This window comes from Herbidospora yilanensis (assembly GCF_001570565.1).
Classification (GTDB): domain Bacteria; phylum Actinomycetota; class Actinomycetes; order Streptosporangiales; family Streptosporangiaceae; genus Herbidospora; species Herbidospora yilanensis.
In genome coordinates this window covers 235330-260063 of record NZ_BBXE01000019.1, presented here as the reverse complement: position 1 = coordinate 260063, position 24734 = coordinate 235330, and the positions used below count along the sequence as shown (strand labels likewise).

Sequence of the window (24734 nt, the reverse complement as noted above, 5' to 3'; positions counted from 1 at the left end):
TCGTGCCGGCGAACATGTCCGCAGGTGGTGGCGCCTCGACCGACGCCGACATGGGCGCGCTGCGCGACGCCCTGGCCGAGGTGCGGCGGGTCATCGTCGGGCAGGACCACATGGTCGAACGGCTCCTGGTCGCCCTGCTCGCGCGCGGCCACTGCCTGCTGGAGGGCGTCCCCGGCGTGGCCAAGACGCTGGCCGCCTCGACCCTGGCCACCGTGGTCGGCGGCACGTTCGCGCGCATCCAGTTCACCCCCGACCTGGTCCCCAGCGACATCGTCGGCACCCGCGTCTACCACCCCGGCACCGAACGCTTCGACGTCGAGCTCGGGCCCGTGTTCGTCAACTTCCTGCTCGCCGACGAGATCAACCGCGCCCCGGCGAAGGTGCAGTCGGCGCTGCTGGAGGTCATGGCCGAACGCCAGGTCTCCCTGGCCGGCGTCACCCACCCGCTGCCGCGCCCGTTCGTCGTGCTGGCCACCCAGAACCCGATCGAGTCCGAGGGCGTCTACCCGCTCCCGGAGGTGCAGCGCGACCGGTTCCTGTTCAAGGTCCGCGTCGGCCACCCCAGCGCCAACGAGGAGCTGGAGATCCTCCACCGCATGAGCGTCACCCCGCCGGCGCCCGACCCCGTGCTCGACGCGCCGCGCCTGCTCGCGCTGCAGAAGTCGGCCGAGGCCGTGTCGGTCCACCAGCTCGTCGCCGACTACGTCGTGCGCCTGGTGATGGCCACCCGCGCCCCCGCCGACTACGGGCTGCGCGAACTGGAGGAGACCATCGAGATCGGGGTCAGCCCCCGCGCCACCCTCGGCCTGGTCGCCGCCGGCCGCGCCCTGGCGCTGCTGCGCGGCCGCGACTACCTGCTGCCCGACGACATCCGCGACGTCGCCGTCGACGTCATGTCCCACCGGCTCATGCTCACCTTCGACGCGCTGGCCGACGGGATCGAACCCGAAGACGTCGTCCGCCAGATCCTCCACTCCGTGCCGCCGCCGCTGGTCGTCTGGAACCAGGGCCAGCGATGAAGGGCGCCGACTCCGCGCTGCGCAAACTGGAACTGACCGTCGTCCGCCGGCTCGACGGTCTCCTCCAGGGCGGCCACCTGGGCCTGCTGCCCGGCCCCGGCAGCGAGTTCGGCGACACCCGCGTCTACGTCCCCGGAGAAGACGACACGCGGCGCATGGACTGGAACGTCACCGCCCGCACCACCGTCCCGCACGTCCGCGACCTCATCTCCGACCGCGAACTGGAGACCTGGGCGCTGGTCGACCTCACCGCCAGCATGGACTTCGGCACCGCCGACATGGACAAGCGCACCCTGGTCATCCACGCCGTCGGCGCGCTCGGCTTCCTGTCCAGCCGCGTCGGCGACCGCTTCGGCGCCTACGTGCTGCACGGCGAGGAGGTCCACCGCTACCCCGCCCGGCCCGGCCGCGCCAACCTGTTCGGCCTGCTCCAGTCGCTCACCGACGCCCCGCGCGCCCAGGGCGCCAGCAGCCTCGGCGGCGCGATCGAGATGCTCGCCGCCGCCCACCGCCGCCGCGGCATGCGCGTCGTCGTCTCCGACTTCCTCGACGACCCCGGCGACTGGGAACGCCCCATCCGCCGCCTGGCCACCCGCCAGCAGGTGCTCGCCATCGAGGTCATCGACCCGCGCGAACTCCAACTGCCCGACGTCGGCCAGATCACCCTGCTCGACCCGGAGACCGGCCGCCACCGCGACATCCACCTCACCCGCCGCGTCCGCGAACGCTACGCCGAGGCCGCCGCCCGGCAGCGGGAGGACAACCGGGCCGCGCTGCGCCGGGCCGGCGCCGCCCACCTCGTCCTGCGCACCGACCGCGACTGGATGACCGACATCGCCCAGTTCGTGCTCCGGCAGCGCCGAACCGCCCATCTGATGGCCCGGAGGGCCCGCGCATGATCTTCCTGTCCCCCGCGTGGCTCTGGCTGTTCGCCGCGCTGGTCGCCCTCGCCGTGGTCTACGTGATCATGCAGTACGTCCGGCGCCGCTACGCGGTCCGCTTCACCAACCTGGCCCTGCTGGCCCTGGTCGCGCCCGAGAAGCCCGGCTGGCGCCGCCACCTGACCGCGGGGCTGTTCCTGGCCATGATGAGCCTGCTCGTGCTCGGCGCCGCCCGCCCCGCCGACGAGGTGCGGGTGCCGCGCGACCGCGCCACCATCATGATCGCCGTCGACATCTCGTTGTCGATGGAGGCCGCCGACGTCGCCCCGACCCGCATGGTCGCCGCCCGCCAGGCCGCCGAACGGTTCGTCCAGGACCTGCCCGAACGCTTCAACGTCGGCGTCGTCTCCTTCGCCCGCTCGGCCGCCGTGGCCATCCCGCCCACCACCGACCACGCCGCCGTCGTCAACACCATCCGCAACCTGACCACACGGCCCGGCACCGCGATCGGCGAGGCCGTCTTCAACTCCCTCGACGCCATCCGCTCCTTCGACCAGCAGGCCGTCACCGACCCGCCGCCCGCCGCCATCGTGCTGCTGTCCGACGGCGACAACACCAGCGGCCGCTCGGTCAACGAGGCCGTCGAGGCCGCCGCCGGCGGCAAGGTCCCGGTCTCCACCATCGCCTACGGCACCCCCGAGGGCACCGTCGCCATCGACGGCCGCAGCGTCCAGGTGCCGGTCAACAAGCAGACCCTCCAGTCGCTGGCCGACGGCACCAACGGCCGCGCCTACACCGCCGAGTCCGGCGACGAACTGCGCGAGGTCTACGCCCAGATCGGCACCAGCCTCGGCTACCGGGTCGTCCACCAGGAGATCACCCAGCGGTTCATCATCGGCGCCGTCGTCGCCGGACTGCTGGTGGCGGGGTCGGCGCTGGTGCTCGGCACCCGCATCCCCTGACGCGGGCGCCGAGCCCGGCTCAGACCCCGGCTTCAGACCACGGCTCCGGTTCCCGTCCGGCCCCGGCGGGGCGCGGGCGGCTCGGGCGGCGGCCGCCCGCTGAAACGTTCGAACTCGACCGCGAGAGGACCGGCCACCAGCGACGAGGACGCGGTCCCGACCACGATCCCGGCGACGAGCGCGACGGCGAAGTCCCGCAGGGAGTCGCCGCCGAACACGGCCAGGGCCACCAGGATGAACAGCGCCCCCAGCCCGGTGTTGACCGTTCGCGGCACCGTCTGCAGGATCGCCGCGTTCACGACGTCGGGCAGCCGGGCCGCGGGGCTCGCCTGCCACAACTCGCGGACCCGGTCGAAGACGACCACCTTGTCGTTGATGGAGTAGCCGATGACGGTCAGCATGGCCGCCAGGAACACCCCGTCGACCGGCCGGCCCAGCCAGGCGAACAGGCCGGCCACCGCCAGGGCGTCCACGACCAGCGCCAGCACCGACGCCGCGGCGAAGGTCCAGCGGAAACGGACCGACAGGTAGGCCAGCTGCGCCGCCAGCGCGACGCCGAGCGCGATCAACGCGTTGCGGCGCAACTCCTCGCCCAGGCTGGGGCCGACCATCTCATCGCGCCGCTTGGTCACCTCACCCACCCGCGCCTCCAGGGCCCGTTCGATCGCCGCGACGTCGTCCGGGCCGAGCTGCCCCGCCCGTACCGACACCTCCGCGCCCGAGGCCCGCACGGAGGTCTGGACGGTGGCCGACGCGTGCCCCGCCTCGGCCACCGCCTGCCGCGCCACCTCCCCGCTCACCGGCCGCGCGGCGGCGAACTCGACCATCCGGCCCCCGGTGAACTCCACCCCGAAGTCCAGCCCGTTCACGACCAGCCCCGCCACGGCCACCCCGGCCAGCAGGACCGATCCGGCCAGCCACCGCCGTCCGGCGGCCATGAGCCGGGGGTCCCGCCCCACGATCCACGTCCTGACCCGGCCGGGCGAGGCCAGACCCGACCACCGCCCGCCGATCACGCCGGCGAGGGAGTGCGTCAGCACCCGGGTGACGAGCATGGCCGAGACGAGCGCGGCGAAGACGCCGATCGCCAGGGTCACGCCGAAGCCGCGCACCGGCCCGGAGGCCAGCCAGAACAGCAGACCGGCCGCCAGCAGCGTGGTGACGTTGGAGTCGGCGATGGCGCTCCACGCCCGGGCGAAACCGCGATCCAGCGCCGCCCGCAGGCCCCGGCCCGGCGCCCGTCCGTACTCCTCACGGGCCCGCTCGAAGACCAGCACGTTGGCGTCCACCGCCATGCCGACCGCCAGGACGAACCCGGCCAGGCCCGGCAGCGTGAGCGTCGCCCCGAACGCCAGCAGCGCGGCGTAGGAGATCAACCCGTACGTCATCAGCGCGACCGCCGCCGTCAACCCCGACAGCCGGTAGACGACGACGATGAACAGCGCCGTGAGCAGCACCCCGGCGACGCCCGCCTTGCCACTGGCCTCGATCGCCTCCGCGCCGAGCGTGGGCCCGACGGTCCGCTGCTCGATCAGCGTCAGCGGGACGGGCAGGGCGCCGCCCTTGATCAGCATGGCCAGGTCACGCGCCTCCTCGTGGGCGAAGGAACCGGTGATCTGGGTCGAACCACCCGGGATGCCGGCCCGGCACGCCACTCTCGAATCGACCTGGGGCGAGGAGATGACCTCGTCGTCCAGCACGATGGCCACCCGCCGCCGGGGATCGCCGGCGCCGTGACACGCCGCCTCGGCCGTCAGCCGCCGCCAGGCGTCGGCATCGTGGAAGTCGAGGCTGACGAACCAGCCGGGGCCCTGCGCCGGATCGGTGCGCGCGGCGGCGTCCGCCACGTCGCCGCCGGTGATCGCGGCCGGGCCGACACGCAGCGGCTGACCGGACTCGTCGGCCAGGACCCGCCCGGAATCCCCGGCGCCCCCGGCCGGTCCGAGCACGGGATGGAAGGTGAGCTGCGCCGTCCGGCCGATGACCTCGGCGGCCTGGCGCGGGTCGAGCACACCGGGCAGCTCGACGATGATGCGCCGCTCCCCGGAGCGGAGCAGGGTGGGGTCGACCACGCCGAGCGCGTCGGCGCGGCGGCGCAGCACGTCCAGCGCGCGGTCGGCGGCCCCGGCGTCGGCCTTGGCCGCCGGGCCGTCCCGGGTCTCGAACACGAGCTGGGTGCCGCCACGCAGGTCCAGACCGAGGCGTGGCGAAAGGGTGAGCGTGAGCAGCAGAGCGGTGACGACGACGACGCACGCCGCCACCGCGCGCCAAAAGGGCGCACGGAACATGAGAAAGCCTCCACGGCCATCGCAGAAGGGGAAAGGGGACCTCAGCGCGTCGTGGCAGGAGGGGCCCGTGCCGGAGCCCGGCCGGCCGCCGGTCGCGGCACGGCGGAGAAGGACGCGGCGACGGTCGCGACCGCCCGCAGGACCGGAACCGGCGACCCGGTGGACGGCAGCACGGCAGGCAGGAGCAGGGGCGCGGCCACACCCCAGCCGGGCCGCAGCCGGGGCGGGGCGGTGTCACGATCGGCGTCCGGAGCCGGATCGCCCCACTGGGCGAGCGGCGCGGAGCCGCCGGGCGCCACGTTCGCGACCGCCACCGGGAGACCGGACGCCCCGGGGGCCGCGGTCGCCGGGGCGGGCCCCAGCAGGAAGGCCGACAGCAGCAGGAGCAGCGCGACGGGCAGTCTTCCGCTCACGTCTCCTCCTGCCGACTTGGGGGGTTCGCGCCACCGTACCCCGCGACCGGGACCGGCGCGCCCCCCGATGCGCTCGGCTATGGTCGGCATCATGACAGGACCGTGGAGAACACCACGAAGGTCCGTCGCGGGCGCCGCCACGACGGTCCTGGTCCTGCTGTGCCTGATCGTGTCCTCCCTGCTGACGACCGGCGCCCGGGGCGCGGTGGACGGCGGCTCCGGCCGGGTGTGGAGCCAGAGCGACGCGGCCGCCGACGTGTCGAGCCTGCCGCCGCAGACCGGCGCCGCCCGCGAGCACCACGCGCCGTCGTCGTGGCCGCCGCGCGGCGGGTTCCACGACGCGCCCGCCCATCAGCCCCTCGTGACGCCTTCGGCCCCGGACACCGACGCGTTCCGTGATCCGCAGCGCCCGGCACACCGCACCGCGGGACCGCGCAGCCCGCCCGGCGCCTGACCGGCCCTTCCCACCGAGCCCCGTGGCCGTAGAGCCGGGGCTCTTCTCCGGCGCGGCACACGAGATGCCCCGCGCCGGCCGCCGGCCATGGCCGAGGCCACCCGTGGCGGCCGCGCGGGCCGGTGCCGACGCCTTCCCACGCGCGCGAAGGAACACAAGATCATGACCACTCGTCATCCCACCCCGATCAGCAGCGTCCAGATCCAGTCGCTGCGCGAGGAACTACGGGAACAACTGGAGCAGCGCGGCCGCCACCTCGACGGGCTGCGGAGGCAGCAGCGGGACAGCAGCGGCGCCGACGACACCTGGCAGGAGCTGACCGTCTCGATCGTCGTCGCCGAACGCGCCATCGCCGAACTGTCCCACGCCCTGAAGCGGCTGGCGGCGGGCACCTACGGCCGCTGCGCGGACTGCGCGGGCGCCATCCCCTTCGAGCGGCTCAAGATCCGGCCGCTGGCGCGCACCTGCATCGACTGCCAGCGGCGGCACGAGGCCGCCTGACCCGGCCGGCCCGGGGGCGGACCCGCCCCCGGGCCGGCACCCGCGTCCCCGGAAGCTGGGGTAACGTTCCGGCCCGTGCACTACTTCGACGAGCGGCCGCAGGCCGAGAGCCGGCCCGCCACGGTCACGCTGGTGCTGCCCGACCTGCACCTGCGGCTGGAGACCGACCGGGGCGTGTTCTCCCCCGACCGCGTCGACACCGGCACCAAGATCCTGCTGGAGTCGGTGCCGCCCCCGCCGCCTTCCGGCGATCTGCTGGATCTGGGCTGCGGCTACGGGCCGATCGCACTGACGATGGCGACCCGGTCGCCGCAGGCGACCGTCTGGGCCGTCGACGTCAACCGGCGGTCACTCGACCTCACGGCGCGCAACGCCGCGGCCGCCGGCCTTGACAAAGTAAGGTGCGTGCACGCCGACGAGATGCCCGACGAGGTGCGGTTCGCCGCGATCTGGTCCAACCCGGCCATCCGCATCGGCAAACCCGCCCTCCACGCCATGCTCACCCGCTGGCTCGACCGGCTCCTCCCCGGCGGGGCCGCCTACCTGGTCGTCCAGAAACACCTCGGCTCCGACTCCCTGCAGAAGTGGCTCACCGAGCAGGGCTGGACCGCCACCCGCCACGCCTCCCGCGCCGCCTACCGCATCCTGAAAGTGACGCCCACCAGATGAGCACCCCGAACCCGCGCCGCCAGCTCCGCCCGACCGACGTCAAGCGGCTCAACCGCACCTGGCGGCGCAACACGGCCGGCCGCCTCGGGATGATCGTCGAATCGGTCACCGGGCCGTTCAACATCGGCTCCATCTTCCGGACGGCCGCCGCGTTCGGCGTCGACGTCATCTGGCTGGCCGGCAACGCCACCCCGCCCACCAACCCCAAGGCGCAGAAGACCGCCCTGGGCACCGACCGGCTGGTCGAGTGGCACGAGCCGGTCCCGGCCGCCCAGGCCGTGCGCGCGGCCAAGGACGACGGGTTCACCGTCGTGGCGATCGAGCTCACCGGCGACGCCGTCCCGCTCCACGAGGCCAAGCTGACCGGCGACGTGTGCCTGGTCGTCGGCAGCGAGGACCACGGCTGCTCCCCGGCCGTCCTGGAGTCCGCCGACGCGGTCGCCTACATCCCGCAGGTGGGCCGCGTCGGCTCCTTCAACGTCTCCGTCGCGGCCGCCATCGCCCTGGCCGAGGCCCGGCGGCAGGAGTGGTCGGCCCCCTGAACCGGACAACCCGCCGGGCGGGGAGGGGAGTGGAACAGGGCTCGCACACCGGGCATACTCACGCTCGTGCAGCGACGGTTCGCCTTCCTCGACCATCCCGCGCCGCTGGCCTTCGCCCACCGCGGCGGGGCCGCCGAAGGACGCGAGAACACGATGGCCGCCTTCGAGAAGGCCGTCGCGATGGGCTACGACTATCTTGAGACCGACGTGCACGCCACCGCCGACGGGGTGCTCGTCGTCTTCCACGACCACACCCTCGACCGGGTCACCGACCGGCGCGGGCGCATCTCCCGGCTGCCCTACCGCGAGGTCGCCAAGGCGCGCATCGGCGGCGTCGACGAGATCCCGCTGCTGGAGGACCTGCTCGGCGCCTTTCCCGGGGTGCGGGTCAACATCGACGTGAAGGAGTCCCCGGCGATCGTGCCGCTGGCGCGGACGCTGCGGCGTACCGGCGCCTCCGCGCGGGTGTGCCTGACCTCCTTCTCCGACATGCGGCTGGCGCAGGCCCGGCGGGCCTGCGGGCCGGAGGTGTGCTCGGCCATGGGTCCCCGCGCCGTCGCCGCGCTGCGCACCGCCTCCGCGCGCGGCAACTACGGGCGGCTGCTGGCGGGGCTGGCCCACTCGGGCGTCCCGTGCGCGCAGGTGCCGCTGGGGTGGCGGGGGCTGCGCGTGGTCACCCCGGGGTTCGTCCAGACCGCCCACTCGATCGGCGTGCAGGTCCACGTGTGGACCATCGACGACCGGCCGACCATGGAACGCCTGCTCGACCTCGGGGTCGACGGGATCATGACCGACAACATCACCGGACTGCGCGAGGTGCTCACCGAACGCGGCCAGTGGCCCACTGCCTGAGAGCGAGTAGGAATGGCTTCCCCCCAGGTCATCGACGAGAGCCCGCAGGCCAGAACCCGCGAGCAAAAAGGCTGGTACTGGTACGACTGGGCCAACTCGGCCTTCCCCACCACGGTCATGACCGTGTTCCTCGGGCCCTACCTGACCGAGATCGCCCAGGAGGCCGCGAACGGGGCGCCGTTCGTCGGCGTGCTCGGGTTCGACGTGCGGCCCTCGGCCTACTACTCCTTCGTGGTCGGCGTCGCGGCGGTCTGCCAGATCATCGTGATGCTGGTCGCCGGGGCGCTGGCCGACCACACCGGGCGCAAGAAAGAGATCATGGGGTTCTTCGCCTACCTGGGGTCGGCGGCCACCCTGCTCATGTGGTTCGTCGCCGACGGCGCCTACATCCTGGGCGGGGTGTTGTTCATCGTCGGCCAGACCAGCTTCGCGGCGGCCTTCGTGGTCTACAACTCCTTCCTGCCGCAGATCTCCACACCCGAGGAACGCGACCGGGTCTCGGCCCGCGGCTGGGGCTTCGGCTACCTGGGCGGCGGCCTGCTGCTGGTGGTCAACCTGGGGCTGTTCCTGAACGCCGAGGCGATCGGCATCTCGACCGGCACGGCGGTGCGCCTGGCCCTGGCCTCGGCCGGCCTGTGGTGGGGCGGGTTCACGATCATCCCGCTGCTGCGGCTGCGCAACCGGCGCGGGGCGGCCGCCGCCGACGAGGGGGCCGGCCGGGCCGTGGTGCTCAGCGCGCGCCAGCTCGTGTTCACCGTGCGCGACCTGGTCACCCGCTATCCGCTGACGCTGGTCTTCCTGCTGGCGTACATCGCCTACAACGACGGCGTGCAGACGGTCATCAGCTTCTCGGCGACCTACGCCGACCAGGAACTGCGGCTGGGCGAGACCGATCGCATCGGCGCGATCCTGATGGTGCAGTTCGTGGCGTTCTTCGGCGCGATCCTGCTGGGCCGGATCGCGGTCCGCATCGGCACCCGCAAGACCGTGTTGTGGTCGCTGGCCGGCTGGTGCGGCGTCGTGGCCGCCGCCTACTTCGTGCCGCCGGAGCGGCCGCTGCTGTTCTTCGCCCTCGGGTTCGCCATCGCGATCGTGATGGGGGGAACACAAGCCCTGTCGCGGTCGTTGTTCTCCCACGTGATCCCGAAGGGGCGGGAAGCGGAGTATTACAGCCTCTACGAGATCAGTGACAAGGGTGCGACGCTCATCGGATCCTTCACCCTGGGCCTGGCCCTCCAGCTCACCGACAGCTACCGGTACGGCATCGTCTCACTGGTGATCTTCTTCGTCATCGGCGGGGTGCTGCTCGCGTCGGTCAACCTGCCGAAGGCGATCAGGGCCGCGGGCAACGACGTGCCAGAACGGATTTGACGGCGAATCGGTTCACGAGCGCCGGAAAAAGCGCGATTGGATCACGTCTTGGGTGGGAATCCACACACGGTATCAGGCGTTGTACCCGGTGGAGACCAACCCCTCTATAGCTGTGTCGTATAGGGGGATCTCAGGAGGCTTAGAACATGGGCGAGCGTGCACTTCGCGGTACCCGGCTCGGCGCGACCAGCTACGAGAACGACCGCAACACCGATCTGGCACCCCGCCAGGAGGTGTCCTACACCTGCCCCAGGGGTCACCACACCACCGTTCCACTGGCCGCCGAGGCCGAGATCCCCGCGAGCTGGGAGTGCCGTCACTGCGGCTCCCCCGCGCTCCGGGTCGACGCCGAGCAGCCCCAGCAGAAGAAGGCCAAGCCCCCGCGCACCCATTGGGACATGCTGCTGGAGCGGCGTTCGATCGAAGACCTCGAAGAGGTCCTGAACGAGCGGCTGGCCATCCTGCGGGCGCAGCGGCGCAAGAGCGCATAGGGCCCCATCCCACCACCGACGCGAGGGCGCCCTCCGGATCATCCGGGGGGCGCCCTGTCGCGTCCGCCCTGTCGCGTTCGCCCTGTCGCGTTGGCTCAGTCGCAGCGCGCCTCGCGCTCCACCCGCTTCACCTGATCCGCGGTCAGCCGCTCGTTCCCGATCGACAACGATCCGGCGGGCCGGCGCGGCAACGCCGGCGTGACGCCGTAAAGGGCGACCGCGTGCCCGATGACGGTGCCCGCGGGCGTGGTGCCCTCCGGCGCGACGATCTCCCTGGTCACCACGGTCCGCCGCCCCACCGGCACGCCTTCCGGCTCGTTGAAGACCAGCTCGTCGCGGAACCCGTCCCGGTCGAGGCCGACGGTGAACGCCGGCCGGTCCATGGCGTCGACCTGCCCCCGGGTCACGGTGAGGCCGGGCACCTCGGCGGCCATCCGCAGCAGGGCCGCCGTCCGCTCGGGATGGAAGGTCGTCCAATCCAGCATGGCGGCGATTCTCCGGAACCGGTCGGAGGCCCCGGAGCGGCCCCCGGCGGTGATCTCGGCGCGCAGGTCGGAGGACCAGGCGAGCGGGTCGTCGGAGGGGCAGACCCGCGAGAACAGCGTCTCCCGTCTCCCCGTGCTGTGCAGCCATGGGCCCGTGCCATCGCCGGGGGTCCAGAACTCACCCCCGGAGGTCGTGATCTTTCCCTTGCGGGCGTCCCAGCCCCGGTAGACCTTGCCGACGTAGAGGTACTCCCCGGGCTTCCGCGTCCGGACGTCGTCATAACGGGGCGCGAGGTCGGCGGCCTTCAGCAGGATCTGCTGGGCGGCGGACGGCTCGGGTCGCTCGGGCGGCGGGTCGCCGGCCGGGAGCGGCCGCAGGCCGATGGCGGCGGTCACGGCCAGCAACGCGGTCATCAGGGCCGCGAGCAACGGCTTCAGCAGGTTCCGGTCCCGGGGGCGGGCCTTCGCGGCGGCGGCCACGAAGCGGGCGCGCGCGTCGGCCAGGTCGGCTTCCGTGGCGGGAGGGCGGTCGAACAGGGTCGCCAGGGGCGAAGGGGCGTCGAAGTCACGCATCGGCCGCCTCCAGCGCGGTCTTGACCTTCGTGCGGGCGCGGTTCAACCGTGAACGGACCGTGCCCACCGGGATCGACAGGGCCAGCGCCACCTCCCCGTAGGTGAACTGGGCCCAGGCGACCAGCAGCAGGACGTCGCGGTCGCCCGGTTTCAGCGCGGCCAGCGCGCGCAGCAGCGGACGGTTCACGGCCAGGGTCGTGACGCCCTCCTCCACGAGGGCGGCGACCGTCTCGTCGGGGCCGCTGCGGGCGTAGGCGCGGTAGCGGGCCGTCTCGCGGCGGCGGTGTTTGCCGACGAGGTTGGAGGCGATGCCGTAGAGCCACGGGCGGGCGTCGGTGTGGTCCGGGTCGTAGACGTGGCGGCGGCGGAAGGCGTCGAGGAAGGTGTCGGAGACGACGTCGTCGGCCACGTCGGGGCCCAATCGGCGGGCGACGTAGGCGTGCAGGTGGGGTGCGTGCCGGTCGAACAGGGCGGCGAAGCACTCGGGCTCGGCCAGGGAACGCCGGATGAGGTCGTGGTCCCCGGCCGTCGCGGTGGCTTCCCTCATGGGATCCTCTCGGGCGGTGCGGCGTGACGTCCTGCTTTCACCGCGAGCCGCCCGGAGGGTTCATTCAGTCGTCGACGACCTCGCCGCGCACCACGTTCTCGCGCGGGCGGGGCTGGTCGTGGCGGGGCATGGCGGAGACGAAGGGGGCGTAGGGGGACCGGGCGGCCATCGACTTGACCCGCCGGCCCAGGAACCACGTCGCCAGCTCACGGGCGAGCGGCCGGGTGAAGGGGAGGATCATGAAGAAGCCGAAGACGTCGGTGATGAAACCGGGGGCCAGCAGCAGCGCGCCGCCCGTCACGATCAGGGCGCCGTCGGCGAGTTCCCGGTCGGGCATGCGGCCCGACTCGATCGCCTTACGCAGCGCGGCCCAGGCCCGGCGGCCCTCCCTCCGTACCAGCCAGCCGCCCAGCAGGCTGTCGGCGATCAGCAGCGCGACCGTGGTCCAGCCGCCGATGACCTCACCGATCTGGATCAGCAGCCAGATCTCCAGCACCGGCACCACGAGAAACGCCAGGAACAGCCCGATTCGCAGCATTCGCCACACCTCCACACGCGAGCCTACGAGGGTTGGAACGCCCGCGCGTGCGAGGCGGGTTCCCGTTAACGCCGACGGCGAAACCGAGCGGGGATTCCGGTCACGCCCCACACGGTGATGCGCCACAGCGCCTCGGTCATGACGTCGCGGCTCATCTTGCTCTGCCCCACGGCCCGGTCGACGAAGGTGATCGGCACCTCGGTGATGCGCAGCCCCTCGCGGACCGTGCGCAGGGTCAGGTCGACCTGGAAGCAGTAGCCCTGCGACTGCACGCCCTCGATGCCGATCTTGCGCAGGGTGGTGGCCCGGTAGGCGCGGAACCCGGCGGTCGCGTCGCGGACCGGCATGCCGAGCATGATGCGCGTGTAGGTGTTGGCGCCCCGCGACAGGAACTCCCGCGAGGCCGGCCAGTTGATGACCTTCCCGCCCGGCACCCACCGCGACCCGATCGCCAGGTCGGCGCCGCCCTCGACCGCCGCGAGCAGCTTGTGCAGCTCCTCGGGCTGGTGCGACCCGTCGGCGTCGATCTCCACGAGCACGTCGTAGCCGCGTTCGAGGCCCCACTGGAAGCCGGCGATGTAGGCGGCGCCCAGGCCCTGCTTGCCGGGCCGGTGGAGCACGTGCACGTGGTCGTCGCGGTCGGCCAGCTCGTCGGCGATCTTGCCGGTGCCGTCGGGGCTGTTGTCGTCGGCGACCAGCAGGTCGACGTCGGGCAGCGCCGAGCGGAGCCGCTCGACGATGCGCGGCAGGTTGTCGCGTTCGTTGTAGGTGGGAACGATCACGAGCACGCGCCCAAGCATCCGGTCCATCGGCTCCTCCTAGTGACCTTCCAGGTTCCACCGGCGCCGCCGCGCGGCGACCACCGCGCCCGATCCCGCCACCATCAAAATGATCTCGGGCAGAACACCTACCCGGGTCGCCACGGTGTCACGCGTGCGCACCTGGGCCGTCACCACCGTGCTGGCGGCCACCAGTTCGGGCGTCTCCCACAGGATGCGCCCGTCGGGGGCCACGTGGGCGGAGACGCCGGTCGTCGCGACCGGGATCACCGCGCGGTTGTGCTCCACCGCCCTGATGCGCGACATCGCGAGCTGCTGGGGCGGCAGGTTCGACTGTTCGTAGGTCGCGTTGTTGGTCTGCACCACCAGCGGCGAGCCGCCCGCGCGGACGGTCCCGTTGACGATGGTGTCGAAGGCCACCTCGTAGCAGCTCACCGCGCCCAGGGTGACCGGGCCGGCCTTCAGGTCGCCCGGCTCGTCGCCGGGGACGGACTGCCGCCCGACCAGGCCGGCCCGTTCGAACAGGGCCAGGACCAGGTCCTTGTACGGGGTGAACTCCCCGAACGGCACCAGTTTCTGCTTGTCGTAGTAGGCGCCCGGCCCGGTGACCGGATCCCACACGATGCTGCGGGTGGCCCGGGAGTCCTCCCCGAGGATCACCACGGCCCCCACGAGCACCGGCACGCCGACGTCCTTCGCCGCGGCGTCGATGATCGCGTAGGCGGCGGGGTCGCGGAACGGGTCGATGTCGGTGGAGTTCTCGGGCCATACCACCACGTCGGGCCTGGGGTGCTTGCCGGCCCGGACCGCCTCGGCCAGCCGGTGGGTCTCGTCGGCGTGGTTCTTCAGCACGACGGCCGGCTCGCCCCCGTGGAACCCCAGCTTGTCGCTGCGGGGCACACTGCCCTGGATCACCCCGATGTTCACCGTCTTGCCCTCGTCGCCGTGGAGGGGGACGAGCATCCCCACCACCGGTAGGGCTACCACCCCGGCCGCCGTCAGCGCGACCACGCGCTCGCGGTAGTCGCGGGTGAACAGGTGAACGGCCAGGTAGGCGAGCAGGCAACCGGTCAGGGCGACGGTGAAACTTACAAACGGGGCGCCGAGGAGGGAGGCGTACTTCAGGTAGGGCGCGGTGCCCTGGCTGAAGACCAGGCGGGCCCACGGGAAGCCGCCCATCGGGAAGGTGCTGCGGGCCCACTCCTGCAGCACCCACAGGCACGCCGCCCAGAGCGGCCACAACCGCATCCGGATCACCAGGGACACCAGCAGACCCTGGACGGCCCAGAAAGCGCTCTCAATGGCGACCAGGGCCACCCAGGCGTCCTCGCCGATGGGCCGCACCCACGCCATGGCGGGGAACAGGAACGCCAGCCCGGCCAGGAACCCGATCCACAGGGCGCGGCGGGGACGCACGCCGTACACGGAGAGGACCACGGGGGCCACGCCGACGGGGGCGCAGAACCACCACCCGAGCGGCGGGAAGGCCAGGAAGATCAGCAGGCCGCCGGCGACGGCAAGCCCGGCGCGGGCCCACACGGGCGGGGCGAACGCCGGGGCGGTCGACCGCGGGGTCGCCGTTGCGAGCACGCGTCTCCTTTGACCAGACCGAATGAAGGGCTGGTCGGAACGGTACCGCGCCGGACGGCAGGCCCCAAAACAGGCACTTGAACATCCCAGGGAACTCACAGCGATGGTCCTTGAGTTCTCCTGTGGCCACAGGAGAACTCAAGGACCATCCGGCTACGCACAGGGCACGGGTGCCACGTGCCCAGGCCCATCTCACGAGACGGTTCGGAGCCCTGAGCGCCCTTCGGACCGGTTCCGTCCCGTCGGCGGCGGGCGCGGAGTTCCGTTGTCTACTGGGCGCCGGGACCCCTCCCGGGTCCAACCCCCCACCCGGTTGTGGTGCCCCGGCCCGACAAAAGCGCCGGCGCCGCGCCTGGCTGAGCTACGGAGCGTCCCGAATGTGGGGCGACGCTCCGTCACGGACGCGGAATCCGACGATGTCTGAGGACGGCCAACCGGTCAGTCCCGTGCTGGACTCCGCAGCAAACTACCGACCTGAGCGCAGATGTCAACCAGCTCCCCAGCAGCGGGAACGCCAAGTTTTCGCAGGTGGGACAGGCTGGTACAAGGGCCGCTATCGGAGGCCCGCCAGCACCTCGGGCAACGGGCCGGTGTGGACCACACAAAGGCGCCGGGTCGCCCTGGTCAGGGCCACGTAAAGGTCGCTCGCGCCGCGCGGCGACTCGGCCAGGATCCGGGCCGGTTCGACCACCACGACGGCGTCGAACTCCAGGCCCTTGGCCTCGGTCACCGACAGCACCGCCACGTCGGCGTCGAGCGCCTCGGGACCGGTCATCCGGGGCAGGCCGACGTCGAGGCCGTCGGGGGCGATCACGACCAGCCGGCCGTCGGCCACCTTCTGCCGTTCGATGATCCCCGGCAGATCTGCGACCAGGTCGTTCGTCCGCACAGAGGTGGGTTTCTCGCCGCTCTCGCGGACCGAGTCGGGGGCCTTGAGAGCGGGGTCGACGAGGGTGAGCACGTCGGCCGCGACGGCCATCAGCTCGGCCGGGGTGCGGTAGTTGACGGTCAGCCGCGCCTCGCGCCAGCGGCCCTGGACGTAGGGGTCGAGCACGCTCTTCCAGCTCGGCGCGCCGGCCGCCGAACCGGTCTGGGCGATGTCGCCGACGATCGTCATCGACCGCGACGGGCAGCGGCGCATCAGGGTGCGCCAGGCCATCGCCGACAGTTCCTGCGCCTCGTCGACGATCACGTGGCCGAAGGCCCACGTGCGGTCGCGGGCGGCACGCTCGGCCGTTGTGAGATATCCCTCTTCCTCCTGCTGCCGCTCGGCGAAGCGCTCGGCGTCCATGATGTCGGCCAGGCCGGTCATCTCCAGGACCTCGCGGGCGTAGGCGAGTTGCTGCTCGCGCTCCTCCTCGGCGCGGCGGGCGGCCCGCAGCACCCCCTCGTCGATGTCGCCGAGCAGTTCGGCCGCCTCGTCGAGCAGCGGCACGTCGGCCTCGCTCCACCAGCGCTCGCCCTTGCGCGGCGGCTCGCGCAGCAGCAGCGCGGCCTCGGCCGGGGTGAGCCCGGCGGCGGTCATGCGCTCGGCCGAGGTGAACAGGCCGATGAGGAGCTGCTGGGGCGTCAGGTAGGGCCACAGCCGGTTGAGCGCGGCCTTCACCGGCTCCTCGGTGCGCAGGTCCTCGCGCAGGTCGGCGAAGTCCTCGTCGGAGAGCACGCCGCGGCCCAGGTGGCGGGCGGCCTGCTTGGTCAGCGTGTTGAGCAGGTGGCGCACGAACACCGCGCGGGCCTGGTTGTGCGGGCGGCGCGACTTGGCCGCCCGGTTGCGGGCCGCCTCGAAGGTCTGCCGGTCGAGCCGCAGCGTGTAGCGGTCGAGCCTGATGTCGACGGGCCTGGCCGGCATGCGCTGCCGGTCGGCGATGGCGCGGGCGAGCACGTCGGCCATCCGCAGCCCGCCCTTGAGCGCGGCGGCCGAGGCCGGTTCGGGCCGCGTGGCGGTCACGCCCGGGAACAGCTCCCCCACGGTCGACAGCAGCACGTCGGTCTCGCCCAGCGACGGCAGCACCTGCTCGATGTAGCGCAGGAACGTGAGGTTCGGCCCGACGATGAGCACCCCGCGGCGTTCGAGCCGCTCCCTGTACGTGTAGAGCAGGTAGGCCGCCCGGTGCAGCGCGACCACGGTCTTGCCGGTGCCGGGCCCGCCCTGCACGACCAGCACGCCCGACAGGTCGCCCCGGATGATGCGGTCCTGTTCGGCCTGGATGGTGGCCACGATGTCGCGCATCCGGCCGGTCCGGGTCTCCGACAGCGCGGCCAGCAGGGCGGCCTCGCCGTTGAGGGTGGCGCGGTCGTCGGCGGTCAGGCCGTCGAGGTCGAGCAGGTCGTCGTCGACGGAGACGACCTCGCGGCCCTTGATGTGCAGGTGGCGGCGGCGGGTCACGCCCATCGGCGCGGCCGGGGTGGCGCGGTAGAACGGCTGGGCCACCGGGGCCCGCCAGTCGATCAGCAGCCGGTGCTGCTCGTCGTCGGTCAGCCCGATGCGGCCGATGTAGAAGCGGGTCTCCTCGGCCCCGGGGGCCAAGTCGAGCCGGCCGAAGCAGAGCCCGCGCTCCACGGCCCACAACCGGGCCAGGCGCTGGGAGTACATGACGGCGAAGTTGTCGCGTTCCGACCGGTTCTGGTGGGTGCCGAACGCGCCCTGGGCGAGCACGCCGTCGAGCTGCGCGCGGGTGCGCACCCGCAACTGGTCGAGCCGGTCGTAGAGGCCGGCGACGTAGTCGCGTTCACGGGTCAGCTCGGGCGCGGATGACTGTGGCATAGGCCGATAGATTCTACGCGTCCCCCCGAGCCCGCCGGTCACGATGCGGTGTCGGCCCCTTGACTCGTTTGGAAGGTTTCTTTACTTTCTCCAAAGTGAGCCAGCCGACTCCAGGAACCCCCAGCCTGCTGCGGGCCATCAACGACCGCGCGGCCCTGCGGGTCCTCCTCGACCGGGGTCCGCTGACCCGGCCCGAACTGGGCGCCCTGACGGGCCTGTCCAAGCCGACCGCCTCCCAGCTCCTGCTGCGCCTCCAGGAAGCCGGTCTGGTCGTGCTCGACGGCATCCGCGAGGGCCTGCCGGGCCGGACCGCCGAGCTCTACCGCATCAACGCCGGGGCGGCCCACGTCGCGGCCCTCGACGTGACCCGCGACCGGATCGAGGTCGCCGTGGCCGACCTGACCGGCGCGGTCGTCGGCACGTCCGCGCTCCCGACGCCCGGCCGGGCCGGCGGCGACGTGGTGGAGAAGGTGCGCACCGCCCTGGCCGGGGCCTGGCCCCACCCGGTGAACCGCGTGGTGATCGGCATCCAGGGCGCCGTCGACCCGTCCACGGGCCGCCTCGGGTACGCCGCCCACATCCCGGGCTGGCACATCCCCGACCTCGTCCCGACCCTGTCGGGCGGCGTCGGCACGCCCGTCGACGTGGAGAACGACGTCAACCTCGTGGCGCTGGCCGAACGCGCCCACGGCGGGCACCGCGACTTCGTGCTGCTGTGGGTCGACTCGGGCATCGGCTCGGCGATCGTGCTGGGCGACCGGCTGCACCGGGGGGCCACCGGCGGCGCGGGCGAGGTGGGCTACATGCCGGCCGTCGGCGCGCCGACCGCGCGCGACGTGGGCAAGCGGGTCGACCACGGCTTCCAGGCCCTGGCCGGCGGCCAGGCGGTGCTGCGGCTGCTGCGGGCGCGCGGCATCCGCGGGACGTCGGCGGCCGAGGCCGTGGAGCGTGCCGTACGGGTCGCCGAGGAGGGCGGCAGGCGGGCCGGGGAGGCCGCCGAGGGGCTGCGGGAGATCGCCCGGCGGCTCGCCACGGGGCTGGCCGCGATCACCTCCGTGCTCGACCCCGAGGTCATCGTGCTGGCCGGCGGGATGCCGCTGGCCGGCGGCGAGACGCTGCGGGCGCTGACCGAACGCGAACTGCACGCCCTCACGCTGCCCCGGCCGCCGCTGCGGCTGTCGGCCGTCGAGGGCAACCCGGTGCTCGCCGGGGCGCTGCACCTGGGGCTCGACGTGGTCCGGGACGAGGTCTTCGGATCGAAACTCCAAGGAGGATGAGTGAAACTCGCCGTTGTCGGGGGCGGCTCGACGTACACACCAGAGCTGATCGACGGCTTCGCGCGGCTGCGCGAGGAGCTGCCGCTGAGTGAGATCGCCCTGATCGACCCGGACGCCCGCCGGTTGTCCCTGGTCGCCGGGATGGCCCGCCGCATGCTGGCCCGCGCCGGGCACCCCGCCGCGGTGACCGAGCACGCGTCGGTCGGGCCGGGCGTCGAGGGGGCCGGCGCGGTGCTCCTCCAACTGCGCGTGGGCGGGCAGGCGGCCCGCGACGTCGACGAGACGCTGCCGCTGGAGTGCGGCTGCGTCGGCCAGGAGACCACCGGCGCCGGCGGCCTGGCCAAGGCGCTGCGGACCGTTCCAGTGGTGCTGGAGATCGCCGAGGAGGTCCGCCGCCGCGCGCCCGGCGCGTGGATCGTCGACTTCACCAACCCGGTCGGCATCGTGACCCGCGCCCTGCTCGACGAGGGCCACCGGGCCATCGGCCTGTGCAACGTGGCCATCGGGATGCAGCGGCGCTTCGCCGCCCTCCTGGACGTGCCGTGGCAGTCGATCGGGCTCGGCCACGTCGGGCTGAACCACCTGACGTGGGAGCGGTCGGTGACCGTCGGCGGGACCGAGAGGCTGCCCGCCCTGATCGAGGAGCACGCCGCCTCGATCGCCGCCGAGGTCGGGCTGCCCGAGTGGATCCTGCGCGACCTGGGCGTCGTGCCGTCGTACTACCTGCGGTACTTCTACGAGCACGACAACGTGGTCGAGGAGCAGCGGACCAAACCCTCGCGGGCGGCCGAGGTCGCCGCGATGGAGCAGACGCTGCTCGACGTCTACGCCGACCCCGCCAGCGACACCAAGCCCGAACTGCTGGGCAGGCGCGGCGGCGCCTACTACTCCGAGGCCGCGGTCGCGCTGATCGCCTCGCTGGCCGGCGACCGGGGCGACGTGCAGGTGGTCAACGCCCGCAACGGCGCCACCCTGCCGTTCCTGCCCCCCGAGGCGGTCATCGAGGTGCCCGCCGTCATCGGCGCGTCCGGCGCCGCGCCGCTGCCGGTGCCCGCCGTCGAACCGCTCTACCGGGGGCTGATCGCGAACGTGTCGGCGTACGAGGACCTGGCCTTGGACGCCGCCAGGAACGGCGGGGAACGCCGCGTGCGGGACGCGCTGCTCGCCCACCCGCTCATCGGCCAGGCCGACCTGGCGACGGGCCTGGCGGCCCGGCTGGTCGCGGCCAACCGCGCGCACCTGCCCTGGGCCGTTTGATGCGGACCATCCTGGCGATCGACGGCGGCAACAGCAAGACCGACATCGTGCTCGTCGGCGAGGACGGCGCCGTGCTGGGCACCTGGCGCGGCGGCCCGTTCACCCCCCAGAGCAGCGGCGTCGTCCCGGCGGTCGACGTGATCGTGCACGCCCTCGGCGGGCCGGGCCCGCACGCCGACCACGTCTTCGCCTACGTCGCCGGAGCCGACCTGCCCATCGAGGAGGTCCGGCTGCGCGACGAGATGGCCCGCCGTGGCCTGGGCGCCGAGATCGTCGTCGGCAACGACACCTTCGCCCTGCTCAGGGCGGGCGCGAGCGGCCCGTGGGGCGCGGCGGTGGTGTGCGGCGCCGGGATCAACGCGGTGGCGGTCGCCCCCGACGGCCGGGTGGCCCGCTTCCCCGCGCTCGGCCGCCTCTCCGGCGACTGGGGCGGTGGCGGGGGCCTCGCCGAGGAGGCCCTGTGGCACGCGGTCAGGGCCGAGGACGGCCGGGGACCCGCGAGCGACCTGGCCGCGGCGGTCCGCCGCGTGTTCGGCGCCGCGACGGTCGAGGAGGTCGTGATCGCCCTGCACTTCGGCGACCTGCCCTACGAGCGCCTGCACGACCTGGTGGCCCCGCTGCTGGAGACCGCCAGAAGCGGCGACCCGGTCGCCCGTTCGGTGGTCACCCGGCTGGCCGACGAGGTCGCCGTGCTCGGCGTGGTCGCCATGCGCCGCATCGGCCTGCTCGACGTGCCCTGTGAGGTGGTCTTGGGCGGCGGCGTGCTGACCGCCCGCGACCCGCTCCTGACCACGCTGGTCGAGGAGCGGTACGCCGCCCAGGCCCCGCACGCGAAACTCGTCGTCGCCGACGTGCCCCCGATCGTCGGCGCCGCCTTCAAGGGCCTGGACGCCCTCGGCGCCGCCCCCGAGGCCTACGACCGGGTCAGGGCGGCGTTCTAAACGGCGGGAGACCGGTAGTCGAACGGCGTGGAGAGCACGACCGTGGTCCGGGTCGACACGTTGGCGGCGGCCCGGATCTGGTTGAGCAGCTCTTCGAGGTCGAGCGGCGAGCCGACCCGGACCTTGAGGATGTAGCTCTCGTCACCGGCCACGCTGTGGCACGACTCGATGGCGGCCAGATGGCGCAGCCGGTCGGGCGCGTCGTCGGCGGCGGCCGGGTCGATCGGCTTGATCGACACGAAGGCGGTCAGCGGCAGCCCGACCTCGTCGAAGTCGACCAGCGCGGCGTAACCCTTGATCACGCCGCGTTTCTCCAGCCGCCGCACCCGTTGATGGACCGCCGACACCGAGAGCCCGGTCTCCTTGGCCAGATCGGTGAAACTCATCCGCCCGTCGGCCGCCAGCAACGCGACAATCCGCCTGTCGATCTCCTCCATTTCGCAAACGGTACGGCAATCAGACGATCACGAGATCCCGCGTGGTGTTGTTGAGCCGGGAAACCCCGTCCTCGGTGCAGATGACGATGTCCTCGATGCGGGCGCCGTGCTCGCCCGGCAGGTAGATGCCGGGCTCCACCGAGAAGGCCATGCCGGGCGCCAGCACCTCGTCGTTGCCCGCCACGATGTAGGGGTCTTCGTGGGACTCAAGCCCGATGCCGTGGCCGGTCCGGTGGACGAACAGGTCGCCGTACCCGGCCGCCGCGATCACCTCGCGGGCCGCCGCGTCGATCGACTCGCAGGTCACGCCCGGACGGACGGCCGCGCAGGCGGCGTCCTGGGCCGCGCGCAGCACCTCGAAGTAGCGCGCGTAGCCGGCCGGGGGCTCGCCCACGCAGTAGTTGCGGGTGGAGTCGGAGCAGTAGCCGGTGGCCATCGTGCCGCCGATGTCGACCACCACCGGCTCGCCGGCCCTGATCACCCGGTCGGACACGTCGTGGTGGGGCGAGGCGCCGTTGGGGCCCGAGGCGACGATGACGAAGTCGATCGTGACGTGGCCCGCGCTCAGGATCGCGTCGGCGATGTCGCGGCCGACCTCGCGTTCGGTGCGGCCGGCCTTCAGCAGCGAGGGCACCAGCGCGTGGACCGCGTCGATGGCCGCGCCCGCCTCGGCCAGCGCGGCGGCCTCGGCGGCCGACTTGCGCATGCGCAGGTCGCGCAGCACCGAGGAGGCCAGCCGCTGCTCGGCCCCGGGCAGCGCGTCGCGGAAGCGCAGCGACTGCATCGCCCACATGCGGTCGGCCAGCGCGACGTTCCCGACCTCGCCCAGCCGGTGGGCGACGACCGCGTAGGGGTCGTCGGTCTCGTCCCACGGGACGAACTCCACGCCCAGGCGGCCGGCCGGCGAGGCCTGCGCGGCGGGCAGTTCCAGGCGCGGCACCATCATGAAGGGGTCGCCGCCGTCGCCCGGCACGACCAGGCAGGTCAGCCGTTCGAGCGCGTGGGCGTCGTAACCGGACACGTAGCGCAGATCGGGACCGGGGGTCAGCAGCAGGGCGCCGACCCCGGCGGCGGCCGTCGCCGACCGCACCAGGTCGAGGCGGTCGGCTGAGAACACGTCAAGGGACTCCGTTGTCACAGCGTCATACTAGAAGTGGCGTGGATCGGCGAAAAACCCGGCGACTGGTCCAGACCAATGCTACGCTCCGCACAGGGCCGTTCACGGCTCGTTCCCCATCCGTCACTTCTCACCCTGTTTGGACCATGCGTTTCCCGAGAGCGAGCCTCACCATGACCGGCACCGCCGGTGGCGAGCAGCCGCCCGTTCCCTCCGTCGAGGAACCGTCCCTGGCCGGGGCGCACACCGCGGCCGACATGGTCGCCTCGATGCGAGAGCGGCTCGACCGCACCGAGGCGCGGCTCGCGGAACAACAGCAGCTCACCTATCTGCTGCGCGACGCGATCATGCCCGATCCCGGCGCCGACCTGGTCCTGCCCAGCGCCCGGGTCGCCGTGCGCTGCGTGCCGATGGAGGAGCGCCCGATCGGCAGCCACCACCGGCAGGTCACGGGTGAGCCCGAGCAACTGCTCAACGTGCTCGGCGGCGACTGGTGGGAGGCCAGCAGGCTGCCCGACGGGCGCATCCTGCTCGCCGTCGGCGACGTGTCCGGCCACGGCGTGCCCGCGATCGCCCACATGGCCCAGCTCCGCCACGGCCTGGCCGCCCTGGCGATGACCGGCCAGGGTCCGGGCGCGATGCTCGGCTGGCTCAACACGCTCACGATGACCCGCCTCGCCGACACCACCGCCACCGCCGTGGTCGGCCTGTTCGACCCCGCGACGCTGCGGTTCACCTGGGCCGGCGCGGGCCACCCGGTGCCGGTGCTGGTGCGCGGCGGCATCGCCCGGCCGATGGTCGCCCCGCCGGGCGTGCTGCTCGGCGCGACCCGCAAGCCCGCCTACGGCGTGGCCAAGGTGCAGTTGCGGCCCGGCGACGTGCTGGTGATGTTCACCGACGGCCTGATCGAGCGGCGTGACCGCGACATCGACGAGGGCCAGGCGCAGGTGCTCGCGGCGGCCGGTTCGCTGACGGTGGCCGACCTGCCCGACGGGGTCGACGCGATGCTCAAGACGGTCGGCGGGCCCAACCCGCGCGACGACACGTGCCTGCTCGCGGTGGGGGTGCTGGGAGCATAGACGGGTGCTGATGCTTCTCGACACCCCGTCGCTCTACTTCCGCGCCTTCTACGGCATACCGGAGTCGATGACCGCCCCTGACGGCATGCCCGTCAACGCCGTCCGGGGCCTGATCGACATGATCGCCACGCTGGTGAAGTCCCACTCCCCCACCCATCTGGTCGCGGCGATGGACGCCGACTGGCGGCCCGCGTTCCGGGTGGCGGCCATCCCCTCCTACAAGGCCCACCGGGTGGCCTCCGGCGACGAGGAGGAGATCCCCGACACGCTGGCCCCACAGGTGCCGGTCATCGAGAAGGTGCTCGCCGCCGTGGGCGTCGCGTCCTTCGGCGTCGAGGGGTACGAGGCCGACGACGTCATCGGCACCCTGGCGGTGACCGCCACGCAGCCGGTCGAGATCGTCACCGGTGACCGCGATCTGTTCCAGCTCGTCGACGACGAGAAACGACGCCGGGTCCTTTACACTGTAAGGGGGATTCGGAACCTGCAGACGGTCGACGAGGCGTGGGTCACCGCCAAATACGGCATCCCCGGCCGCGCCTACGCCGACTTCGCGACGCTGCGGGGCGACCCCTCCGACGGGCTGCCCGGCGTGGCCGGGATCGGCGAGAAGACCGCCGCCTCGCTGATCACCCGGTTCGGCTCCCTCGACGCGCTGCTGGCCGCCGTCGGCGACGAGGGCTTCCCGGCCGGGGCGCGCAACAAGCTGGAGGCCGCCCGCGACTACCTGGCGGTCGCGCCCGCCGTGGTGAAGGTCGCCCATGACGTGCCGATCCCCGAGGGGTCGTTCGAGGTGCCGGCCAAGCCCCACGACCCCGAGGCGCTGATCGCGCTGGCCGACCGCTACGGGCTCGACAGCCCGCTGAACCGGCTGCTGGCGGTGCTCGGGAAGAGCTGAGCCGCTACG

25 protein-coding genes are annotated in these 24734 nt (G+C 73.0%); 15 read left to right on the top strand and 10 right to left on the bottom strand.

Annotated elements, in window-relative coordinates; genetic code table 11:
* The first annotated feature begins 14 nt into the window (after positions 1-14).
* From AW273_RS13895 to AW273_RS13885, 3 genes are read left to right on the top strand one after another with little or no spacing between them, the layout of a single operon-like run.
* Positions 15-1019, top strand: a complete 1005-nt coding sequence (locus AW273_RS13895; RefSeq protein ID WP_062348698.1) for an AAA family ATPase — start codon at positions 15-17, stop codon at positions 1017-1019.
* Positions 1016-1918, top strand: a complete 903-nt coding sequence (locus AW273_RS13890; protein WP_062348697.1) for a DUF58 domain-containing protein — start codon at positions 1016-1018, stop codon at positions 1916-1918. Before AW273_RS13895 ends, AW273_RS13890 begins: the two co-directional genes overlap by 4 nt.
* Complete coding sequence (locus AW273_RS13885) at positions 1915-2862, top strand: VWA domain-containing protein (RefSeq protein ID WP_062348696.1); 948 nt, start codon at positions 1915-1917, stop codon at positions 2860-2862. The genes AW273_RS13890 and AW273_RS13885 overlap by 4 nt, the downstream gene beginning before the upstream one ends.
* A gap of 32 nt (positions 2863-2894) precedes the next feature.
* Here the strand turns inward: AW273_RS13885 and secD are convergent, their stop codons facing one another.
* Together secD and AW273_RS13875 are read right to left on the bottom strand one after the other, a co-directional pair.
* A complete protein-coding gene (secD, locus tag AW273_RS13880; RefSeq protein WP_062348695.1) occupies positions 2895-5150 on the bottom strand; it encodes a protein translocase subunit SecD in 2256 nt (751 codons plus the stop codon).
* Positions 5151-5191: 41 nt separating this feature from the next.
* Positions 5192-5563: a hypothetical protein gene (locus AW273_RS13875; protein WP_062348694.1), complete on the bottom strand. Its 372-nt coding sequence runs from the start codon at positions 5561-5563 to the stop codon at positions 5192-5194.
* Positions 5564-5654: 91 nt separating this feature from the next.
* Here AW273_RS13875 and AW273_RS13870 point away from each other — a divergent pair, with 91 nt between their 5' ends.
* From AW273_RS13870 to AW273_RS13840, 7 genes are all read left to right on the top strand, one after another.
* Positions 5655-6017 (top strand): hypothetical protein, encoded by a 363-nt coding sequence (locus tag AW273_RS13870; protein WP_157555783.1) that lies wholly within the window; start codon positions 5655-5657, stop codon positions 6015-6017.
* A gap of 162 nt (positions 6018-6179) precedes the next feature.
* Entirely contained in the window at positions 6180-6518 is a 339-nt protein-coding gene (locus AW273_RS13865; RefSeq protein ID WP_062348749.1) for a TraR/DksA family transcriptional regulator, read from the top strand.
* 75 nt (positions 6519-6593) lie between these two features.
* Positions 6594-7187: a class I SAM-dependent methyltransferase gene (locus AW273_RS13860; RefSeq protein ID WP_062348692.1), complete on the top strand. Its 594-nt coding sequence runs from the start codon at positions 6594-6596 to the stop codon at positions 7185-7187.
* A complete protein-coding gene (locus tag AW273_RS13855; RefSeq protein ID WP_062348691.1) occupies positions 7184-7729 on the top strand; it encodes a TrmH family RNA methyltransferase in 546 nt (181 codons plus the stop codon). Before AW273_RS13860 ends, AW273_RS13855 begins: the two co-directional genes overlap by 4 nt.
* A 66-nt stretch (positions 7730-7795) precedes the next feature.
* Positions 7796-8581 (top strand): glycerophosphodiester phosphodiesterase family protein, encoded by a 786-nt coding sequence (locus tag AW273_RS13850; RefSeq protein WP_062348690.1) that lies wholly within the window; start codon positions 7796-7798, stop codon positions 8579-8581.
* 12 nt (positions 8582-8593) lie between these two features.
* Entirely contained in the window at positions 8594-9952 is a 1359-nt protein-coding gene (locus AW273_RS13845) for an MFS transporter (protein WP_062348689.1), read from the top strand.
* 146 nt (positions 9953-10098) lie between these two features.
* Positions 10099-10443 carry an RNA polymerase-binding protein RbpA gene (locus tag AW273_RS13840; protein WP_030453745.1) on the top strand — a complete coding sequence of 115 codons (345 nt, stop codon included), beginning with the start codon at positions 10099-10101 and terminating at the stop codon, positions 10441-10443.
* Positions 10444-10538: 95 nt separating this feature from the next.
* Here AW273_RS13840 and AW273_RS13835 read toward each other — a convergent pair whose 3' ends face one another.
* The 6 genes from AW273_RS13835 to AW273_RS13810 all read right to left on the bottom strand — a co-directional run bounded on the left by AW273_RS13835 (position 10539) and on the right by AW273_RS13810 (position 17719).
* Complete coding sequence (locus AW273_RS13835; RefSeq protein WP_062348688.1) at positions 10539-11501, bottom strand: hypothetical protein; 963 nt, start codon at positions 11499-11501, stop codon at positions 10539-10541.
* Entirely contained in the window at positions 11494-12048 is a 555-nt protein-coding gene (locus AW273_RS13830; RefSeq protein ID WP_062348687.1) for an RNA polymerase sigma factor, read from the bottom strand. Before AW273_RS13830 ends, AW273_RS13835 begins: the two co-directional genes overlap by 8 nt.
* Positions 12049-12112: 64 nt before the next feature.
* A complete protein-coding gene (locus tag AW273_RS13825) occupies positions 12113-12586 on the bottom strand; it encodes an FxsA family protein (RefSeq protein ID WP_062348686.1) in 474 nt (157 codons plus the stop codon).
* Between the two features lie 65 nt (positions 12587-12651).
* Entirely contained in the window at positions 12652-13395 is a 744-nt protein-coding gene (locus AW273_RS13820) for a polyprenol monophosphomannose synthase (RefSeq protein WP_062348685.1), read from the bottom strand.
* Positions 13396-13404: 9 nt separating this feature from the next.
* A complete protein-coding gene (lnt, locus tag AW273_RS13815; protein WP_083949743.1) occupies positions 13405-14955 on the bottom strand; it encodes an apolipoprotein N-acyltransferase in 1551 nt (516 codons plus the stop codon).
* Positions 14956-15508: 553 nt separating this feature from the next.
* A complete protein-coding gene (locus AW273_RS13810) occupies positions 15509-17719 on the bottom strand; it encodes a HelD family protein (RefSeq protein WP_062348684.1) in 2211 nt (736 codons plus the stop codon).
* Between the two features lie 95 nt (positions 17720-17814).
* Between AW273_RS13810 and AW273_RS13805 the strand changes: the two genes are divergently transcribed.
* Genes AW273_RS13805 through AW273_RS13795 form a run of 3 tightly spaced genes read left to right on the top strand, consistent with a single transcriptional unit; the run spans position 17815 to position 21194 of the window.
* Positions 17815-18996 carry an ROK family transcriptional regulator gene (locus AW273_RS13805; protein WP_062348683.1) on the top strand — a complete coding sequence of 394 codons (1182 nt, stop codon included), beginning with the start codon at positions 17815-17817 and terminating at the stop codon, positions 18994-18996.
* A complete protein-coding gene (locus tag AW273_RS13800) occupies positions 18997-20253 on the top strand; it encodes a 6-phospho-beta-glucosidase (RefSeq protein ID WP_062348682.1) in 1257 nt (418 codons plus the stop codon).
* Positions 20253-21194: an N-acetylglucosamine kinase gene (locus AW273_RS13795; protein WP_198168137.1), complete on the top strand. Its 942-nt coding sequence runs from the start codon at positions 20253-20255 to the stop codon at positions 21192-21194. Before AW273_RS13800 ends, AW273_RS13795 begins: the two co-directional genes overlap by 1 nt.
* On the opposite strand, the gene AW273_RS13790 is transcribed toward AW273_RS13795, so the two are convergent.
* Both AW273_RS13790 and AW273_RS13785 read right to left on the bottom strand, forming a co-directional pair.
* A complete protein-coding gene (locus tag AW273_RS13790) occupies positions 21191-21631 on the bottom strand; it encodes an Lrp/AsnC family transcriptional regulator (protein ID WP_062348681.1) in 441 nt (146 codons plus the stop codon). The two genes, AW273_RS13795 and AW273_RS13790, sit on opposite strands and share 4 nt — an antisense overlap.
* Positions 21632-21650: 19 nt before the next feature.
* Entirely contained in the window at positions 21651-22748 is a 1098-nt protein-coding gene (locus tag AW273_RS13785; protein WP_232327384.1) for a M24 family metallopeptidase, read from the bottom strand.
* A gap of 146 nt (positions 22749-22894) precedes the next feature.
* On the opposite strand from AW273_RS13785, the gene AW273_RS13780 reads away from it, so the two are divergent.
* Together AW273_RS13780 and AW273_RS13775 are read left to right on the top strand one after the other, a co-directional pair.
* Positions 22895-23827: a PP2C family protein-serine/threonine phosphatase gene (locus AW273_RS13780; RefSeq protein ID WP_157555781.1), complete on the top strand. Its 933-nt coding sequence runs from the start codon at positions 22895-22897 to the stop codon at positions 23825-23827.
* Between the two features lie 10 nt (positions 23828-23837).
* A complete protein-coding gene (locus AW273_RS13775; RefSeq protein ID WP_062348746.1) occupies positions 23838-24725 on the top strand; it encodes a 5'-3' exonuclease in 888 nt (295 codons plus the stop codon).
* The last annotated feature ends 9 nt before the right edge of the window (positions 24726-24734 follow it).

Excerpts from the sequence above, each read along its gene's own strand:
- AW273_RS13895 (WP_062348698.1), top strand. The coding sequence starts at position 15 with ATGTCCGCAGGTGGTGGCGCCTCGACCGACGCCGACATGGGCGCGCTG.
- AW273_RS13890 (WP_062348697.1), top strand. The coding sequence starts at position 1,016 with ATGAAGGGCGCCGACTCCGCGCTGCGCAAACTGGAACTGACCGTCGTC.
- AW273_RS13885 (WP_062348696.1), top strand. The coding sequence starts at position 1,915 with ATGATCTTCCTGTCCCCCGCGTGGCTCTGGCTGTTCGCCGCGCTGGTC.
- secD (WP_062348695.1), bottom strand. The coding sequence starts at position 5,150 with ATGTTCCGTGCGCCCTTTTGGCGCGCGGTGGCGGCGTGCGTCGTCGTC.
- AW273_RS13870 (WP_157555783.1), top strand. The coding sequence starts at position 5,655 with ATGACAGGACCGTGGAGAACACCACGAAGGTCCGTCGCGGGCGCCGCC.
- AW273_RS13865 (WP_062348749.1), top strand. The coding sequence starts at position 6,180 with ATGACCACTCGTCATCCCACCCCGATCAGCAGCGTCCAGATCCAGTCG.
- AW273_RS13855 (WP_062348691.1), top strand. The coding sequence starts at position 7,184 with ATGAGCACCCCGAACCCGCGCCGCCAGCTCCGCCCGACCGACGTCAAG.
- AW273_RS13845 (WP_062348689.1), top strand. The coding sequence starts at position 8,594 with ATGGCTTCCCCCCAGGTCATCGACGAGAGCCCGCAGGCCAGAACCCGC.
- AW273_RS13840 (WP_030453745.1), top strand. The coding sequence starts at position 10,099 with ATGGGCGAGCGTGCACTTCGCGGTACCCGGCTCGGCGCGACCAGCTAC.
- AW273_RS13835 (WP_062348688.1), bottom strand. The coding sequence starts at position 11,501 with ATGCGTGACTTCGACGCCCCTTCGCCCCTGGCGACCCTGTTCGACCGC.
- AW273_RS13830 (WP_062348687.1), bottom strand. The coding sequence starts at position 12,048 with ATGAGGGAAGCCACCGCGACGGCCGGGGACCACGACCTCATCCGGCGT.
- AW273_RS13825 (WP_062348686.1), bottom strand. The coding sequence starts at position 12,586 with ATGCTGCGAATCGGGCTGTTCCTGGCGTTTCTCGTGGTGCCGGTGCTG.
- AW273_RS13820 (WP_062348685.1), bottom strand. The coding sequence starts at position 13,395 with ATGGACCGGATGCTTGGGCGCGTGCTCGTGATCGTTCCCACCTACAAC.
- AW273_RS13810 (WP_062348684.1), bottom strand. The coding sequence starts at position 17,719 with ATGCCACAGTCATCCGCGCCCGAGCTGACCCGTGAACGCGACTACGTC.
- AW273_RS13795 (WP_198168137.1), top strand. The coding sequence starts at position 20,253 with ATGCGGACCATCCTGGCGATCGACGGCGGCAACAGCAAGACCGACATC.
- AW273_RS13790 (WP_062348681.1), bottom strand. The coding sequence starts at position 21,631 with ATGGAGGAGATCGACAGGCGGATTGTCGCGTTGCTGGCGGCCGACGGG.
- AW273_RS13780 (WP_157555781.1), top strand. The coding sequence starts at position 22,895 with ATGCGTTTCCCGAGAGCGAGCCTCACCATGACCGGCACCGCCGGTGGC.
- AW273_RS13775 (WP_062348746.1), top strand. The coding sequence starts at position 23,838 with ATGCTTCTCGACACCCCGTCGCTCTACTTCCGCGCCTTCTACGGCATA.